Annotated in this window: 17 protein-coding genes and 6 pseudogenes; 14 read left to right on the top strand and 9 right to left on the bottom strand. The window is 41.6% G+C overall.

Features of this window, described 5'->3' with window-relative positions:
- Nucleotides 1-57: 57 nt before the first annotated feature.
- Nucleotides 58-1,647 (bottom strand): MobQ family relaxase, encoded by a 1,590-nt coding sequence (gene mobQ, locus ACESZP_RS11115; RefSeq protein ID WP_499709051.1) that lies wholly within the window; start codon nucleotides 1,645-1,647, stop codon nucleotides 58-60.
- 18 nt (nucleotides 1,648-1,665) lie between these two features.
- On the opposite strand from mobQ, the gene ACESZP_RS11110 reads away from it, so the two are divergent.
- A complete protein-coding gene (locus tag ACESZP_RS11110; RefSeq protein ID WP_499709050.1) occupies nucleotides 1,666-1,899 on the top strand; it encodes a hypothetical protein in 234 nt (77 codons plus the stop codon).
- Nucleotides 1,900-1,960: 61 nt separating this feature from the next.
- Here the strand turns inward: ACESZP_RS11110 and ACESZP_RS11105 are convergent, their stop codons facing one another.
- On the bottom strand, nucleotides 1,961-3,256 hold the full coding sequence (locus tag ACESZP_RS11105; protein ID WP_005608354.1) for a tyrosine-type recombinase/integrase: 1,296 nt from the start codon (nucleotides 3,254-3,256) through the stop codon (nucleotides 1,961-1,963).
- Nucleotides 3,257-3,342: 86 nt separating this feature from the next.
- Nucleotides 3,343-3,606 (bottom strand): annotated as a pseudogene (locus ACESZP_RS11100) (helix-turn-helix domain-containing protein); the annotation flags it as partial.
- On the opposite strand from ACESZP_RS11100, the pseudogene ACESZP_RS11095 reads away from it, so the two are divergent.
- From ACESZP_RS11095 to ACESZP_RS11070, 6 genes and pseudogenes are all read left to right on the top strand, one after another.
- Nucleotides 3,604-4,638 (top strand): annotated as a pseudogene (locus tag ACESZP_RS11095) (MobA/MobL family protein); the annotation flags it as partial. The pseudogenes ACESZP_RS11100 and ACESZP_RS11095 sit on opposite strands and share 3 nt — an antisense overlap.
- Nucleotides 4,577-5,311 carry a DUF6040 family protein gene (locus ACESZP_RS11090; protein WP_005608347.1) on the top strand — a complete coding sequence of 245 codons (735 nt, stop codon included), beginning with the start codon at nucleotides 4,577-4,579 and terminating at the stop codon, nucleotides 5,309-5,311. The pseudogene ACESZP_RS11095 and the gene ACESZP_RS11090, both read left to right, overlap by 62 nt.
- Before the next feature lie 63 nt (nucleotides 5,312-5,374).
- Complete coding sequence (mdcF, locus tag ACESZP_RS11085) at nucleotides 5,375-5,719, top strand: broad-spectrum bacteriocin mediterrocin MdcF (RefSeq protein ID WP_008402210.1); 345 nt, start codon at nucleotides 5,375-5,377, stop codon at nucleotides 5,717-5,719.
- Nucleotides 5,720-5,786: 67 nt separating this feature from the next.
- On the top strand, nucleotides 5,787-6,236 hold the full coding sequence (locus ACESZP_RS11080) for a hypothetical protein (RefSeq protein WP_004843525.1): 450 nt from the start codon (nucleotides 5,787-5,789) through the stop codon (nucleotides 6,234-6,236).
- Nucleotides 6,237-8,177: a DUF1430 domain-containing protein gene (locus ACESZP_RS11075; RefSeq protein ID WP_005608344.1), complete on the top strand. Its 1,941-nt coding sequence runs from the start codon at nucleotides 6,237-6,239 to the stop codon at nucleotides 8,175-8,177.
- The gene (locus ACESZP_RS11070) at nucleotides 8,174-8,782 is read left to right on the top strand and encodes an ATP-binding cassette domain-containing protein (protein WP_005608342.1); all 609 of its coding nucleotides are present in this window, start codon (nucleotides 8,174-8,176) and stop codon (nucleotides 8,780-8,782) included. The genes ACESZP_RS11075 and ACESZP_RS11070 overlap by 4 nt, the downstream gene beginning before the upstream one ends.
- A 151-nt stretch (nucleotides 8,783-8,933) precedes the next feature.
- Here ACESZP_RS11070 and ACESZP_RS11065 read toward each other — a convergent pair whose 3' ends face one another.
- From ACESZP_RS11065 to ACESZP_RS11040, 6 genes and pseudogenes are all read right to left on the bottom strand, one after another.
- A complete protein-coding gene (locus ACESZP_RS11065) occupies nucleotides 8,934-9,170 on the bottom strand; it encodes a DUF6061 family protein (protein WP_004843528.1) in 237 nt (78 codons plus the stop codon).
- A gap of 297 nt (nucleotides 9,171-9,467) precedes the next feature.
- A pseudogene (locus tag ACESZP_RS11060) lies at nucleotides 9,468-9,911 on the bottom strand (Type 1 glutamine amidotransferase-like domain-containing protein); the annotation flags it as partial.
- Nucleotides 9,868-10,179: pseudogene (locus ACESZP_RS11055) on the bottom strand (VirD4-like conjugal transfer protein, CD1115 family); the annotation flags it as partial. The pseudogenes ACESZP_RS11060 and ACESZP_RS11055, both read right to left, overlap by 44 nt.
- Entirely contained in the window at nucleotides 10,176-10,652 is a 477-nt protein-coding gene (locus ACESZP_RS11050) for a PcfB family protein (protein WP_118592084.1), read from the bottom strand. The pseudogene ACESZP_RS11055 and the gene ACESZP_RS11050, both read right to left, overlap by 4 nt.
- 94 nt (nucleotides 10,653-10,746) lie before the next feature.
- The gene (locus ACESZP_RS11045; protein ID WP_005422968.1) at nucleotides 10,747-10,965 is read right to left on the bottom strand and encodes a DUF5348 domain-containing protein; all 219 of its coding nucleotides are present in this window, start codon (nucleotides 10,963-10,965) and stop codon (nucleotides 10,747-10,749) included.
- Nucleotides 10,966-10,988: 23 nt separating this feature from the next.
- Nucleotides 10,989-11,972 (bottom strand): DUF6017 domain-containing protein, encoded by a 984-nt coding sequence (locus ACESZP_RS11040; RefSeq protein ID WP_118592083.1) that lies wholly within the window; start codon nucleotides 11,970-11,972, stop codon nucleotides 10,989-10,991.
- A 301-nt stretch (nucleotides 11,973-12,273) separates the two neighbouring features.
- Between ACESZP_RS11040 and ACESZP_RS11035 the strand changes: the two are divergent.
- The 7 genes and pseudogenes from ACESZP_RS11035 to ACESZP_RS11005 form a co-directional block, all read left to right on the top strand.
- A pseudogene (locus ACESZP_RS11035) lies at nucleotides 12,274-13,971 on the top strand (DUF4368 domain-containing protein); the annotation flags it as partial.
- Nucleotides 13,968-14,312 carry a TnpV protein gene (locus ACESZP_RS11030; protein WP_499709049.1) on the top strand — a complete coding sequence of 115 codons (345 nt, stop codon included), beginning with the start codon at nucleotides 13,968-13,970 and terminating at the stop codon, nucleotides 14,310-14,312. The pseudogene ACESZP_RS11035 and the gene ACESZP_RS11030, both read left to right, overlap by 4 nt.
- Before the next feature lie 139 nt (nucleotides 14,313-14,451).
- Complete coding sequence (locus ACESZP_RS11025) at nucleotides 14,452-15,099, top strand: pentapeptide repeat-containing protein (RefSeq protein ID WP_118413360.1); 648 nt, start codon at nucleotides 14,452-14,454, stop codon at nucleotides 15,097-15,099.
- Nucleotides 15,100-15,279: 180 nt separating this feature from the next.
- On the top strand, nucleotides 15,280-15,420 hold the full coding sequence (locus ACESZP_RS11020; protein WP_499709048.1) for a hypothetical protein: 141 nt from the start codon (nucleotides 15,280-15,282) through the stop codon (nucleotides 15,418-15,420).
- Nucleotides 15,421-15,515: 95 nt separating this feature from the next.
- Nucleotides 15,516-15,755 (top strand): hypothetical protein, encoded by a 240-nt coding sequence (locus tag ACESZP_RS11015; RefSeq protein ID WP_055260679.1) that lies wholly within the window; start codon nucleotides 15,516-15,518, stop codon nucleotides 15,753-15,755.
- 107 nt (nucleotides 15,756-15,862) lie between these two features.
- Nucleotides 15,863-16,183, top strand: coding sequence for a DUF6572 domain-containing protein (locus ACESZP_RS11010; RefSeq protein WP_055260677.1), 321 nt, complete (start codon nucleotides 15,863-15,865; stop codon nucleotides 16,181-16,183).
- Between the two features lie 120 nt (nucleotides 16,184-16,303).
- Nucleotides 16,304-16,395, top strand: a pseudogene (locus ACESZP_RS11005) (MobA/MobL family protein); the annotation flags it as partial.

Below are 16,395 nucleotides of genomic sequence, written 5' to 3'. Positions count from 1 at the left end.
CCTCCTGAAAATAAGAAAAGCGCCTGTCATTCTCGAAAAGAAAATGGCAAGCGCCTGTTAAAGTTCCATATCCTGTTTTTTCTCTGTGCGGGGCTGCTGGCGTTTCTCGGCCTGTTCCTCCTGGATACGCTGCGCCCGGCCTTTGACTGCCTGCTGAATGGACGGTTTCTTGCCCGGTTCGGCGGTCTGGCGGTATTGCTCGGACGGAAGCACCTGATTGAGCCAGTGGCGCACATCCCGGAGAATCTTCACATCCTCCTGCACCGCCGACAGGCGTTCCCTGTACTCGGCCACCTCTCCGGCAAGCTGCGTCCGTTCCTCGTTCAATTTCTTGGTGCTGTACTTGGTTCCCTCCAAATGCACCTTGAAATAGCGGACAGCGGCATTGTAGGCGTCCAGCTCGTCCCGGTGGGCAGCAGCAAACTGTTCCTTTGGTTTCTTAAACCGGATGGCGGCATATTCCGCATGAACCGGCTTGTGGGCTTCAAAGTTAGCGATATGGGAAAGCATGGTGTCAATCTCCTTCATACGCTTTTCCTTCGGCTTCATCTCTGCCCGGATGGAAACGGCCTGCTCACTGACGGTATCCAGATAGGTGTCAAGGCTCTCCACGGTGGACAGCTCCTTTTCCCGCAGATAGCGGATGGCGTCCATAACCTTGTTGAAGTCGTTCACAGTGCCTTTGAGCTGGCCTTTGCTCGTCCAGCCGGTGCGCTCCTCCCGGCGCAAATCCAGATATTTGCCCAGCAGCTCCGGTAGGGTGGGTTCCTTCGCTTCCTGCAAGGCTTCCAGCAGGGCGGCCTTTTTCTCCTTCAGGTCTGCAATCCAGCCTTTCAGGTGGCACACCATCTGGCGGATTGACTGCATGAGCCGGTTGGCAGCGGTAATGTCCCGGTTCAGGTTGCCGATGTTGGTCTGTATCCCTCGTTTTTCCATCTGGCTGACCGCTGGCCCCATGTGGACGGTGGGGATTTTATCAAGCCCCTGCCGCTCATAGGAACGAAGGTCAAGGCGTTCTGGGCGGTCATTGGCTTCCAGATAGCGGTTGGCGGCAGCCGCCCAGCCCTGCCGCCACATCTCGCCATACTTCTGGTCGTTCCAGTCTACAGTGTCCTCCTTGTGGCTTTTCCAGTTCCCGGACGGGAGCCGGATACGCTCGCCGTTCTCGTCAAGGTCATAAACCTTCCGGCTCTTGGAAAGCCATTTCCCAGTTTCGTCCATTGCCCGCATGGTCAGCAGGATGTGGGCGTGGGGATTCCCATCCTCCTTATCGTGAATGGCAAAATCGGCAATCATGCCTTTGGAAACGAAAAACTCCCGGCAATAGTCCCGGAGCAGGTCGGCGTGCTGCTCCGGGGGAATTTCCCTCGGTATGGCAAGCACGATTCTCCGGGCAAGCTGGGAGTTCCATTGTTTCTCAATCGCTTCGGCGGCGTTCCACAAGGTATTGCGGTCTGCGTACTCCGGCGGGGCATGGGGCGGCAGCATGATTTCTGTATGGACGATCCCTCGTTTCTCGGCATAGTATTTCTGCTTCTGGTCGTACTCGGAAAACAGCCGTTCGCCGCTCTGGTAAGCTGCGGCGGCTACGGCTGACTGGCGGTTGCTGCGCTGGACGATCTTTATATCATGGTGGGGACAGGGCATAACGGCTTCCTCCTTCCTGTGGCTGATTGGATGGGGTGGTGGTTTGCCACCTCATTTTGGGCAAAAGAAAAGCAGGAAACCGTTTCTGATTTCCTGCTCGGTGGTGCCGCCGGTGGGCGGCTGGTATTCAGTTTTGAAAGTTCGGGTCAGGTTGGCCCGATGATGGAGAGATTGGCAAACTGGGATTTATATAATTATTCCTCTAACTTTCCCCATTTTATAGGCTTTCCCGCCTGTCCATTAGTGAAATGATATGTAGTTTCCCTTATTTTTGCCCTTATGAGATAATCACAAGGGAAATAAGGGAAATTTTTTAGTCATTGCCCACCACTTTATCAAGAAGCCGAACTGATTTTCGTTTCGCATCTCTTGTGGAGTGAGCATAGACGTTCATTGTGGTACTGACATCTGAGTGTCCCAACAATTCCTGCACATCTTTTGGGGCAGCTCCATTTGCTAAAAGGTTGCTTGTATAGGTGTGACGTAACTGGTGGAAATGAAAGCCTTCAAATCCCTCTAATGTTTTTGCCACCTTTCTGCAAACAGTCCCCAAAGTAGTTGGAAGTTCCAAACAACCATCCGGTCTTAAACAGACGAAAGAAATTTCTTTATAATCTGTCGGGACTTCCTCTGTTCTGTCTAAACAATAATATTCGTAGTACACTCTGTTTTTCTCTTTGACCTCTTTGTAGTAGTTCGTGTGATAAAGTTCTCCGTACTGCATTCGATTTTTTAACTGCTCTTTCCGGGCATTACGGAAAATCTCTACCAGTGTATCTCCAAAATCAACAACCCTTACTTTTTTCCGCTTGGTTGGTCCGATGATATATTTGCGCTTTGAGCCATCATATCGGATGCTGCGTCTTATGGTAAGGCATTGTTCTTCCAGATTTACGTCCTGCCATGCCAAACCGCAGGCTTCTCCAATACGAAGCCCGGCATAATAGGCTATCTGGATTGGAAGTATTGCGGCTGGGTTCTTTTTTTGCAGATAAGCAAGCAATCTTTCATAATCTTCTCGTGAAATTGGTTGGACATTTCCGTCCATATCCTCATCGGAAAACAAATCCACTTCATCCGTCTGATACCGCAGTTTAATATACTGCATGGGATTGAACGTAATATACTGCTTTGGAAATACTGCAAAACGGAAGGACTGCTGCATGACTGCGGAAAAAGAATGGATATAATCTTTGCTGTAACCCTTTCTCTCTTTTCCGTCGGGATGAACTCCCCCGAAGGAAAGCAAATCGAAGAAGGATTGCAAATGTTCAGAGGTTACATTTTTCAGTTTCCGTTCTGCCAATGGGTGTTTCTTGATATTTCGGATTGTTCCGAGGTAATTCTCCACCGTACCATTGCTGAGCGTACCTGTTTTTAATTCCTCCTCTGCCCACACATCCAAAAGCTGTCCGACTGTGAGATTTTCCGCTTTGGCAACAAATTTCTTTTTCTCATAATCATCCATTGCCTGACGGAGCAGCTTTTCAGTTTCACTTTTGCTTTCTGTTCCAACGCATTCTTTCTGAACAAGATTGCCGCTTGCGTCCTCTACATAGAAGCGGTAGTACCATTTCTTTCCTTTTTTTCTTACAGATCCTTTTGCCATAATCGTATGTCTCCTTTCGATATTAGACAATCGGAACTGATGAAATGCTTCGTGCGTGTAAGTATATCATAACTCCGGTTGTCTTACTATACCGATTCGGAATCTTCGTATAAGACTTCTGATAAAAGATTTGCAAGCCTTTGTTCTGCTGTTTTTGGTTTCTTGGAATAGAGCCTTACAACGTCTGCCATCTCATTAAAAGCATTGATGGTGTGAGTGATTTCCCTTAAGAACATAATCTCATTATATTCATCATTCGATTCAAACCCTATTGTTTTGGCAATATCCGTCTGACCAGCATTCCCCTTGAAGTTTTTGCAGGCGAACTGGAAGGAATCCAAAAACAGACCATCCAGAAGATTGGTGCAAGAAACCGCCTGCAATGGAAACGGGTACTGACCGATGCTACGGGATGGAACAATCCAAAAAACTGTGAACTGTGGCGGAGCGAGTGGGCAAAGGTGTGTAATGAACATCTGCCTTTGCATAATCAGGTCGATCACCGTTCTTACGAAAAGCAGGGAAAACTCCAGATTCCTACCATCCATGAAGGTGCTGACGCAAGAAAGATTGAACAAAAGTTTCTTGCCGGGCAGGAAATAAAAGGTTCGTGGAAAGTAGCGGAAAATCAAATCATAAAACAACAAAACACGTTATTGCAAAAGATACTGGACACCTTTGGGAAAGTATCAGGTGCATTATCATTATGGAAGGAGCGATTAAATGACATTAGAAGAAAGCCGGGAAATTATACCCTTAATGGAGTCCATGATTGGGCAAATCGAAGAACAGCAGACCTTAATGGCAGAAATGCTTCTGGAAATGCAGAACCGGGACACCCAACTCTCTCTTATGCAGGAACAGAATCAGAAATTGCAAAAATTAAACAGCGAGTTATCCGAGCTGCTCAACATTTTGCCAAATACCGAGGAACTACTTTCCAAGATGGAAGAACAGAAAACGAAGATAGAACTTTTGGAAAACGAAAATCAGCAATGGCAGATATTGGCACAGAAGCTGAACAGCGAAAACAGTTTATTACTGAAACAGAACACCGAATTGCTGAACTGGAACAGCAGGTAGAGAAAGGACGTGATATAGATGAACGAATCCAGAGAATTAAAGAACGCCGAACAGTTGGAAGAACTTCTGCTCTTGACCGAGGAGATACAAGAAGAGTTGGAACAGAAAGACCAGCTTATCGTGGAACTGAAGACGCAGCTCAACGAATCTCTGACCTTGAACGAGAAATTAAACAAAGAGAACAGAGCCGGGAATATTCAAGCATTAAAGAACGACTTGAAGCTGGCAGACAGAGCATTGCGGAGCGAGAAAGAGAAGCTGCGAAGCGCAAACGTCACGATAGAGGAATGTCAAGATAAAATACGATGCTTAACACAACAACGGGATTATGCCCGGACACATCAGAAAATCGTAGAGATACCGGTAGAAAAGCCGGTACTCTATAAAAAATGCGAAGCCTGTGACCGGACAGCCTATCAGAATGCAAAAGCAAGATACGAAACACAAAAAGAGCAACTTGCAGGACAATATAAAGCAAAAACGGTAATGTTCCAAACAACCTTGTTCCTTCTTGCATGGTATTCGCTGACAACCACTCTTTTTCAGGCAGTACAGTCAGATGTGTTCCTTTCCGATTGCAAATCATTCTTCCATGATGCAGCATCATTCATACAAACTTTTATCGGTTGGACGATTGATGCCGGGCAATCTGTGGCACAAATCAGCACAAAAATTCCAAATGAGATTATAGCCGGAATCATATATTGGTTATTGATGATATTGGTTGTTGGAATATGTGTGGCAGGGACAGGGATACTGGCAATACTGATAGAAATAAAGGTTATAGAATTATATAAGAAAAACTGTTGGGATGTTATTACCCTACTGATGATACTGACAAGTGCGGCTGTCATCATTTATTTTGGAGAAGTAATTAAAAAAGCATTATCAATAAATCTGTTGTTCTTTTGGTTAATTTTACAAGGAATATATCTTACAATTCGACGCTATATAAGTCAAGATACTGATTGACTTGATACAAAATATTTGATAAAATATAAATAGAAATACAGCAGATCAAAGGATGTAAAACTTATGAGAGCAAAGAAAGTGATTGTAGGGGTAGCTATTAGTGCAATGTTAATTTCTTCATCAATTCCAGTAATGGCATTTTCTGTTACAAACGGGAATAAGACATTTGATAAAAAGTGGGAATTGAGCACTACATCTGATGACGGAAAAGGTGTTTTGACTTATGGTTATAATACTCTTGCTATTAATGAAGATTATGCACACGCATATCATTCAACTAAAGATCATTACGCATATGTCAAGAATGGAAATGGTTCTTTTTCGGGTTCAAATGTTGGTAAAGGTAATTGGTCTAAAATTGAGGTTGCTCATAAAGGAAATAGTATTACCTACGGTAATAGCTACTAAACAAAGGTTCGGGATAATGGCTGAGTGGTTGGAATTCCAACCACTCTTTTTTGTGGAGTGTATATAAATGAAGAAAAAAATAAAATATATAGGAATTGTTTTGGTTATTTTGTTCTGTTGCTATAATTTATTTTGGTACTTCGGGAGTTATAAACCATATAACGAATTTCAGAAAGACTTCCCTGAAATAGAAGAATCTGGAGTAAAAATTTACACAGATAAAGATGGATTCCAGTATAGTGTGTCTGTCCCTGATTATTTGCTTTGGAATGGAAATCTTGCGATAGCTGAGTCAGATGTTCGATATGCACTAATTATTTGGATAAAACCATTTCACCAAGGAATAAGTCAAGGCGTGCTATTTAATGACTATAAGGATTTGAATACTCAAATTATGTTGTCAAGTAGCAAAAAAGCTGAAGATCAAGAAGATCAATGGATTGTTGATGAAAATAGCACAATATTGACTACGATATTTGAAAAAGCAAATAAAGTATGGAATCTGGGGTTGAAATAAATGAAAGCAATTAAAAACTTATGTTTGTTTTGTTTCCTGATTTTTGGAATACTTATGCAATCTGAAATATTTCAAGATCAGCTTTGGAACTTTTCTACAGCATATTTTACGTCATCACGCTATGAAGTTGCTAGTGAAGATATGTCGCAGTTTCTGAAAGATGTATCAGAAACTGCAACGGAGAATGATGTACATATTTTTTCTCAGTACAATGAAATCAATAATAAATACCTTTCAACACTTCATATTTATGGCGATGATAAAGTAATCAGACAAACATTAAAAAATACTGCAAACATAGAAGAATCAGAATATACCGCTTTAGTTTCCGGAATTACGAAAGTAAAATTTCATAATCTCTCAGAATTGCAAAGTACCTCTGTGGGTTATGAAAACTTTATCTCATACATAGGAAATGAGGACAATATTATCTCTGCATATCAGAAATTATCAGAAAAATATAGCTTAACTTATCCAGAATATTGGAATTCTACGGAAAAGGACATGATTTTTATTATATGGGGTATGATTATTGCATTGATGATTGTTCTAAATGTAATTGAAGTGGTTAGGCGAAAAAAAGAGGTTGTTGTACGAGTTTCCTTAGGAGAAAGTGCTGGTTTCATAGCATTTAAGGCTGCTTTATTCGATGTAACTTTTGACATTGCATTATTTATTGTTGCAAAAATATTGCTGTCAAATTATATATCGGGAGCATATGAGAATAGACTCGTCACAATTTTATATTCCATTGGAATTATTCTTTCCACTATTCCATATTGTTCTTTTTGCTTTTTTGATATTAGAAAGGCATTCGCAAATGCAACACACAAAAGAGGAGTGGATTTTTTAATTTATTCGTTAAAATTTATAGCAGGGGTAGCCGCTGTTTTTACAATTACCACTAATATTAGTAGTATTCATAATAACCTATTTACAAATGAACATTTGTTAGAAGAATATTATGATGCAAATTATTTTACCGTAAAGACTACTGATTTTAATGCTGAAAAAGAAGAAGCTTTTTGGAATAAACTATACAAGAATGAATATAACACATTAAAGCCTGTAATATGCTTGAATATTTTAAATGATAAAAATGATGTGATATATGTAAATAATCATGCAAAAGATATGTTACAAGGTTTTACGAAGCAGATAAATGCAGTAGAGAATGAATCTTCTGATTTGATTATTTTCATTCCAAAGAATAGATATTTTGCTAAAAACAAGCAATTAGCCTATGACTCCTTGAGCCACGTTTTAAATCATGATAATTTACAACAATTAAATATTCAGTACATAGAGTATAGCGAAACAGAATACTTTTCCTATTTAGATACAAGTAGAATAAATGGTATCGAAAAAAGCAAAAATCCGATAATTATTTATCAGGCAAACAAAGATTTAGCAGTCAATGGTGGGTATCTTGAAAGCTATAAAGCAGGAGCAGTTTTATTTCAATGTGATGAAAAACAGCTAAGAAATATCAGCAAAAAGTATGAAGATATGCTTGGAAATTATCAGCTAGTAATTACAAACGTACATGAACAGTATTTATATAATCACACATTTTTAATAAAACTCGTGGGATTTTTAAGTTCTCTTTGTACGATTGTATTGCTTTTAAATATTATGATTATTGTTACAGTAAGTAGACTAGAGTTCCGAGAAAATGCAATGAAAATTTCCTTGATGAAAATCTTTGGATATAGTTTATTTGAACGGCACAAAACACTTCTTAAAATGATTGTAGTGGAAAATTTTGTGATATTAGTAGGTATGCTTATCTATTCTTTATTATCGGTACAGACTGAAGTAGGAATTAGCATTCTTGTTAGTTCATTTATGGCACTAATAGAATTTACAATTATTTTCTTTAATATCACAATTGTTGAAAAAACAAACATACCGAAATCATTAAAAGGAGGTTGCTTATGATAACAATTGAAAATCTATGCAAAGCATATAATGATAAAATTTTGTTCAAAAATTTTCATTTGGAAATTCCAGATAGCCGTTTTTTGGTAATTAGTGGCGAAAGTGGATGCGGAAAAAGTACTTTACTTAATATGATTGGAGGTATTGAAACTCCTGACAAAGGTTCTATTATTGTGAATGGTTTTGATGTGGCAAAAAAAGGAAAAAAGCAGAAATATTTCAAAGAAGTTGTTGGATTTTTATTTCAAAATTTTGCCCTTTTGGAAAACAAAACAGTAAAAGAAAATCTAGAAATAATAAAAAAATCAGGTAGAACGGATATTTCAATAAATGAAGCTCTTGAAAAAGTTGGTTTACAGAAAGTAATTAACAAAAAAGTCTATCAATTATCTGGTGGCGAACAGCAGAGAGTTGCGTTAGCTCGTTTAATGCTAAAGAAATGTTCGATTGTATTAGCAGACGAACCAACTGGTTCCTTAGACAAAAAAAATAGTGAGATTGTTATGAATATATTGCATGAGTTAAGTGAACAGGGAAAAACAGTTATTGTTGTAACTCATAGTGAAGAAATTGTAGCACAAGAAAAGCATGTTCTATATTTATAATTACCCATAATAGAAGAATATGTTCTTTCGGGAGACACCTCCTCTAAGAACATATTCTTTTGGTTAAAATTGATTATAAAGATACTTTTATTTCAGTATATTCGCTATATTGATGGGATATATATTTGCATATTATTTATATGGATAAGGATTATAACTCTAGTGAGTCTTCTGCATCTACCCACATCTGTAAATTACCCTCAAGATATAATCTTGCATATTCCAAAGGCTCATCCACAGCCAATGAAGTAAGCGCACATTCTGATCCGTATGTGGTTTTTAGATTTTTTTCAGCTTTCCAGCAATCAATGCGAAGCATATATCCGGCACTTGTGTAAACATCAATACTATCGTGATTTATGTTGTATTCTGCATAAATTGTTCTCATCGTATCTTATCTCCATTTTCTTTTAATAATCAGTTATAGAGTTAAATATCGAAAACATTTCAATCAGTTCACCATGTCGTTATTGTTATACTGTGTTATGAAATTTTCTTTCCCTTATTTTTTCCCATATTAAGGTTCATGAAAACCAATGTGAGAATATAACACAAGGGAAAGAGTAAGGGAAAGCTCACTTGCTACAAACTTAGTATTTTCAAGGGTTTGCGAAGAATTTGATAATTAAATATAACAGTTATTAAATTTCCTAAAATATGTGAAATATCAACTGGAATTTGTAAACTAATTAGTACAAATCACCTTTGAAGATTCATCATTCACAATAATTGCCTGATGATTGCTAATTGGGCAAATGTTCAAATCTGAAAACTCAGCTAATATCTTTTCAGTAACTTTCTTAAATGGTGCGGTAAGATAATGTGGGAGGATATAATAATCAACAAAACTGAGTCCCTTATCATCTTCTTGTGAATAATCTTCTGGTTTCTTATCCATTTGTTCAATATATGTAATTGTAGGAGAACATATAATTGCCCCAGCCGACTCACCAATCATCAGTTTTCCATTCATAATTTCTTTCTTCAGCAACTCATCAATACCCGTTTTTCGTAATTGGTCAATCAGAAAAAATGAATTACCACCAGTAAAATAAATAACATCCGCTTCTTCAAAAGCAGATTTTATCGTCAAATACTCCTCCTTTGAAATATCCATTTCTGTTAAGATTACGGTATTTCTTTGCGTTCTTGCCTTTCACATAGACCGCAAGCCGGATAACGACAGCCCCGACAATGCCGATAAGCAAATCCATAGGGGCAAAACTCGGCAGGGCATTTGAAAAGGCGGCAGAAAAGCCGCTGCCAATGGAAAGCAGCTTGCCGGAGAGGTCAGCCCCCGGAGAGAGCCGCACCGCCTGTCCGACTTTATCAAAGAGATACACAAAGAGCAGATAGGGGGCGTTTAGGATAAGCAGCTTCTTGATATTCGGCTTCATAGCGACACCTCCCTGTCCTTGTGTTTTGTCTTTTGACGGTTCGCGTTAAGCTGCTTTGCTGCTTCCCGGAATGTGGCAAGTGCCTTTCGGATAGAGGGCTTTTGCTCCTGTGTCAGCTTCTTTGCGGAAAACTCCTTAAAGGCTGCGGTCAGAGCGTCCGCGTCCCGCCCCTTGAAAAAGACGAGATAACGGGGCGGCGTTTCGGTGCTGTCTTTCTTTAAGGCAAAGTCGATACCGTATTTTTTCGCCGTCTGCTCAAAGGCTTTGATATTGCCCTCGGTTATCTCAATGTTGGATAGCCCCGCGTTCTGCTTCGCAAGCTGCTTTAGGGTCTGCTTCCCGTGGAGCTGTTTTTCCTGCTGCTTTTTTGCCTGTGCAAGCATGGCTTTGATTGCCTTTTGTAGCATTTCAGCAGTCAGCTTTGCTCCCTTGACAGAGAGCGCAACCACTTTTTCGTTGATTTCGTCTTGCAATGTTTACCGTCCTCCTTTCCCGGTAGTGATAGTGTTAAGGTGGTACGCCGTTTTTGAGTGCGAAAAAAGGGCGTCCGTTCTTCACGTCGCCCCGTTAAATCCGTACCCGCAGCCCGTTCAAATCCTCGGCGCGGATACCCACAAGATACCAGTTGTCCCCGTATTCAATGCGGGTAGGCTTCCATTTGCCGCCTGTGAATACGTCCATGCACTCGCCGCAATGCAGACCGCCGTAATAGTCGGCAATGTCAAAGCGAATGTCGTAGCGGTCAGCGGTTTCGTCAAAAATCAAAGCTCCTGTTTTCTGTGCCATGTGGTAAATCCTCCTTTTTTCGTTTACAGGCTTTCGCCCTCATTGTAGGTGTAATAGTCCGGGTCGCCGTACTTCGGCTTTCTCGGTGCAAGTGCGCCGCTTGCCATATCGTGAGCCACAAGGGAAGTATAGTAGCTGTCAATGGTAGACGGGGCATTGAAAAGTACCGCCTTTAGGTACTGCTTGATGTTGCGGATTTTGGTGGTGTTCTCCTGCATACAGTCAAGCACAAAGCGGATATGTTCGCTGCTGAGCTTCATAAACTTTGACTTCACAAGCTCTGCGGGGTAATCGTCCCCGGCAATACGGATTTTCTTTCTTGACGTACAGACCGTTTCAAGGATAATGTCAACAATCTCATTCAGACGGTCATGGTCAAACTTCATATCCTGCAAGAGAATGTCATACTCGATATTGTCCTTGATGATTTCCTCATACACTCTGTAAGCGTCGTTCCTTTCCGCTCTTTTCCGTTCCGGCGGCTGTGCCGCTTCGTCCTCGCCATAAGGCAAGGGATTTAGGGAATGGATAGGAATGGAATGGGTAATTGATAAATCAGTATTTGATTTTTCTTTTTTTGGTAAGTTAGTTCTTGATATATCTTTATTTAATTGCATTGGATTTTCCGACGTCGGATTATCCGTTGTCGGATTTTCCAATATCGGGTTATCCGCTGTTGGATTTTCCAATACCGGGCAATCCAATTCCGGCGGCTGCGGCTGTTCGTAAATGGTGTACTCGATAGCGGTCATTTTGCCTTTCTCGTCGCGTCCCTGCCGCCTTGTGATATATCCGGCTTTTTCAAGCTCCCAAACGGCGGTACGGATAGCGTCGATACTTTCCCGGTTGATGTAGGACAGCCCCGAAAGGGTGTAGTCCCAATCCTCTGGCAAGGACAGCATTTGAGATAACAGCCCCTTTGCCTTTAAGGAAAGCTCCTTATTGCGTAAGTGGTGGTTGCTCATTACGGTGTAGCCTGTGTTGCGTTCCACACGGAAAACTGCCATAGCTTCATCACTCCTTTGCTTTGGATTTGTTACGCAGTAGAACAGCGATTTTGAGGGAAAAGGTATAAATCCCTTACCGCACGAAAAACACGCCCGCAAAGCCGCTTGTAGCAAGGCTTTTTCTGCCCCTACTGCGTAACAAAGGGCATGAAAAAAGCGGCGTTCCTGTTCTTCCGTGTGGAAGTGGGAAACGCCGCTTGTGCGGTGCAATATTTAGTTGTAGTACAAACCATGCTTGTCCGTTGTCCGAAAAACCTTGATTTTACTGTGTTTCAAAAAGTATCGTTATCTAACCTCATCTTTTGACCGTCCCGGATTTTTGGCAATGATGAAAGAGGTTGAAGCCGGGAATGTGGAGTATCTGTGTATCAAGGACATGAGCCGCATGGGTCGTGACTATCTGAAAGTTGGTCAGATTATGGAAATCCTGCGTCAGCGTGGCGTTCGCCTTATCGCCATCAATGACGGCGTGGACAGTGCCAGAGGGGACGATGATTTTACCCCTTTCCGCAACATTATGAACGAGTATTACGCCAGAGACACCAGCCGTAAAATCCGTTCCACTTTCCAGTCAAAAGGCAAGTCCGGCAAGCACCTCACAGGCACGGTCATTTACGGCTATCTCTGGAACGAAGCCAGAGACCAATGGTTGGTTGACCCCGAAGCCGCAGGGGTGGTCAAGCGCATCTTTGCCATGACGATTGAGGGTTACGGTCCGTATCAGATCGCCAGCAAACTGAAATCGGAAAAGGTGCTTATTCCGTCTGCTTACCTTGCCCAACACGGCGAGGGCGTGAACAAAAACAAGACTTTCAAAGATGTGTACGGCTGGGGTTCTTCCACTATCTGCAACATTCTTGAAAAGCGTGAGTATCTGGGACACACCATCAATTTCAAGACCCGAAAGCACTTCAAGGACAAGAAAAGCCATTATGTCCCGGAGGACGAATGGACGATTTTCGAGAATACCCATGAAGCTATCATTGACCAGCAGACCTTTGACCTTGTGCAGAAAATCCGTGGGAATGTCAGACGCTACCCGGACGGCTGGGGCGAAGCGGCTCCCCTCACAGGCTTGCTTTATTGTGCCGATTGCGGCGGCAAGATGTATGTCCACCGTACCAACAACGGCAAGCGTATTTCTCAATATACCTGTTCCCAATACAGCAAAGTCCCAGTTGGAAAGCTCTGCACGACACAGCACCGTATCAATGAAGATGTGGTACTGTCCCTTGTCTCTGAAATGCTGAAAGCCATTGCCGAGTATGCCAAGCATGACCGAGCCGAGTTTGTCCGTGTGGTGCAGGAAGCGCAGTCCAGCCAGCAGACCACAGAGGTCAGGAAACAGCGTACACGCCTTGCCACAGCAAAGCAGAGAGTTTCCGAGCTGGAAGTCCTGCTCTGCAAAATCTATGAGGACAACATTTTAGGCAAGCTGTCCGACAGCAGATACGCCACTCTGGACGCTCAATACGAAAAGGAACAGTCCGAGCTTACCGCTGAAATCTCTGTTCTGGAAAAGGCTGTCAAGAGCTATGAGAAGCACGAAAAGGACGCTGACCGTTTTATCGCTCTGATTGACAAATATGAGAACTTCGACAAGCTGACCATTGCCATGCTCAACGAGTTTATCGAGAAAATCCTTGTGCATGAGCGTGACCGCAAGGGCAGTATACAGACCACACAGGAGGTCGAGATTTACTTCAATTTTGTTGGGCGATTCGTTCCCCCGGCGTTTGGAGAAGCGGAGCTTACCCCGGAGGAATTAGAGGAAATCCGCAAGCGTGAGGAACGCAAGGACAGGCTTCATCAGAACTACTTGAAGCGGAAAGCCAGCGGAGCGCAGAAGCGATACGAGGACAAAATCAAGGGGAGAAAAAAAGCAGAAATCGAAGCCAAGAAAGCCGCCATTCGTGCAGAGGACATTGCAAAGGGCGTGTTCGTTCCCGTCAGCAGTTTACCGCAGAGAGAGCCGATGAAAGGAGTACAAACAGCATGAATATCACTTACACACGGAACGGCGATTATCTTATCCCGAACATCATTATCCGCAAGACCAAGCCCATCGGACACTACGGCAGACTTCGCAAAGCGTATTTGGAAATGCACCGCCCGATACTGTTCAATGAGCTGGCGCTATCCGACAAGCTCTTTGAGCATTGCGCCGAGATTGACGAAGCGGCACGAAGCCGCATGGAGCTGATCGTGCGGTCACTGGCAGAGCAAAACGGCGTGACCGAGCAACTGAAAGCTGAAAACCAAATGGAATGGGTGCGGCAGATGAACGCTTGCAAGGTACAGGCAGAGGAAGTCGTGAAAGCGGAATTGATATACGATTGAGCGAGGAAGTCCGGGCAGAAAACTGTTCGGACTTTTCTCATATAGTCCAAAGCTGCGGTAGACTTGTTCACAAGTTTTATGGTATAATTTGAATACGAAATTGAGCAACAAATCGGGATTTGAGGGGGTAAATATTATTATGAACAAAGAAGGAATTTTAAGGGAAATAAACAATGATGTTGTAAACACCTCATACTATCCGGCGAGAAGTGATTGTTGTGACTTAGATGGTGAGATTTTTGAAGATGTGGTATTGGATAATATAAAGTGTCATCGTATGACATTTCAAAATTGTACCTTTCGAAATGTTCAGTTTATAGATAATCAGGTAGATTTGATTGAATTTGAAAACTGTCAATTTATCAATACCGTTTTTAAGGGAACATTAGAAAATTTATATCTGATAATATCAGACAGCAGTTTTTCAAAATGTACTATGCATGATTTAAAAATATCCGGCTATGAGGAACAGTCTGAAATTACAGATTGTACATTTGAAGAATGTACTTTTTCTGACATAAATCTTCTTGCGGATTTAACCCTGCAAGGTGGGACTGTGACGAATTGTACAGGAAACAACTTAGAGTGTATTATGAACATGATATTTGCTGTGCAGTTTACCAAGAGTAAATTTGAAAATATCAATCTAAATGTGGCGATTATTAAGAATACATTTCAGCAGGTAGAGGTTAGTAATATTCAGAATATTGACATAGGAGGAGAACCGGTACGCAGAAACAATACCTTTAAAGACTGTTATATAAATGGAGAATTGCAGAACCAGTAAATAAGCAGGGAACTGCTCTGCCGATACGGTTAAAATTGATTGGTGGGTTGCAGAAAAAAAACTTCAAGTTTGTCGAACTGATAAAATCCCTTTAGGAACTAAAGGGCGCACTTCTATACTCTCCTATCGAGAGTAGTGCGTCCTGCGGAGCTTCATTCCCGGTCAGCAGAAGAAAACTGCATGACCGAGAATGTTGCGTCACTTCGTTCCGTCAAGGTGGCTACACCCCCTTGCGCCGCTAATGCGGCTATCCCCTGTGGACTTGCCGTCCGCAAACAGCATAAAATGCTGTTCGCCGCCAGCAAGTTTGAAAGCGACTAAAATGAATTTTATGGAACAAACAAATCGGGACTTACGGGAGGAAAATCGATGGAGCATCATGATATAACGATTTAACATATTTTGGAGGCGTAATGATGACAAGAAAAGAAGTAGAAAGAATTGTTGGGATTTTTAAAAATCATGGTATAGACAAAGAAACAGGGAAAAGAGTGAAAGAAAATGTTATACATGATTTTTTTGACGAAATAGACGATTTGATGGGATATGAAGGAGCTTCTGAAGTTATATTTGTACCGGAAGAGTATGGTCTTGACAAAGAAGCAACAATTCAAGAAATTGTAGATTATATATTGGAAAATCAAAACATCGGGTGAAAAGAAAAATATTGTGGTCAAATATGGATATGATTTCAAACATTGGGACTGACACAAATACATATTTATCGAGTTGCCTTTATAAAGAACTGTAAAGGAGAGATATTGTGGCTGTTGATAACGCAAGTCAGATTGACGCAATTGCAAACGATAAAGAAAATGCTTGTTTGGTACTCCTTATTACCGACCATTTGAATTGGGACAATGAGTTTGAACACTTGAAGATTTTACAAGATAAAATCAATGCGTATGTGGCTTTTATCGAAAGCAAACAGTACGATGAAATATACCCCAATGCTGATTTTAAGATGGCTATGATAGAAATCCATTTCAAGTATGACATAACAGATAGCTGCCAGAAATTTTTGCAAGTAGCTCAAGATCAATTAGGTCAGATAGGGATAAAAATCAAGGCACAGATTAGTTAACATTTTCCAGTTTGCCGAACTGAACACAAAAACCGAATACCAAAAATCAGACCGTTGACTGGTCGCACTATGCGAAAAGTTGACGGTCTTTTTTTATCCCCATTTTTCAAAAAAGGAGGTCAGACCTTGTGGAATGCCGTGGAAAAAGCCGAGCGTGGAAAGAACGCCCAGCTTGCATACAGCTTTGACATTGCCTTGCAGAATGAATTTTC

It is taken from the genome of Candidatus Dorea massiliensis AP6 (genome assembly GCF_964245105.1).
GTDB classification, from domain to species: domain Bacteria; phylum Bacillota; class Clostridia; order Lachnospirales; family Lachnospiraceae; genus Laedolimicola; species Laedolimicola intestinihominis.
The sequence above is the reverse complement of the archived record's forward strand: the minus strand, read 5'-3'. Positions and strand labels throughout refer to the sequence as shown.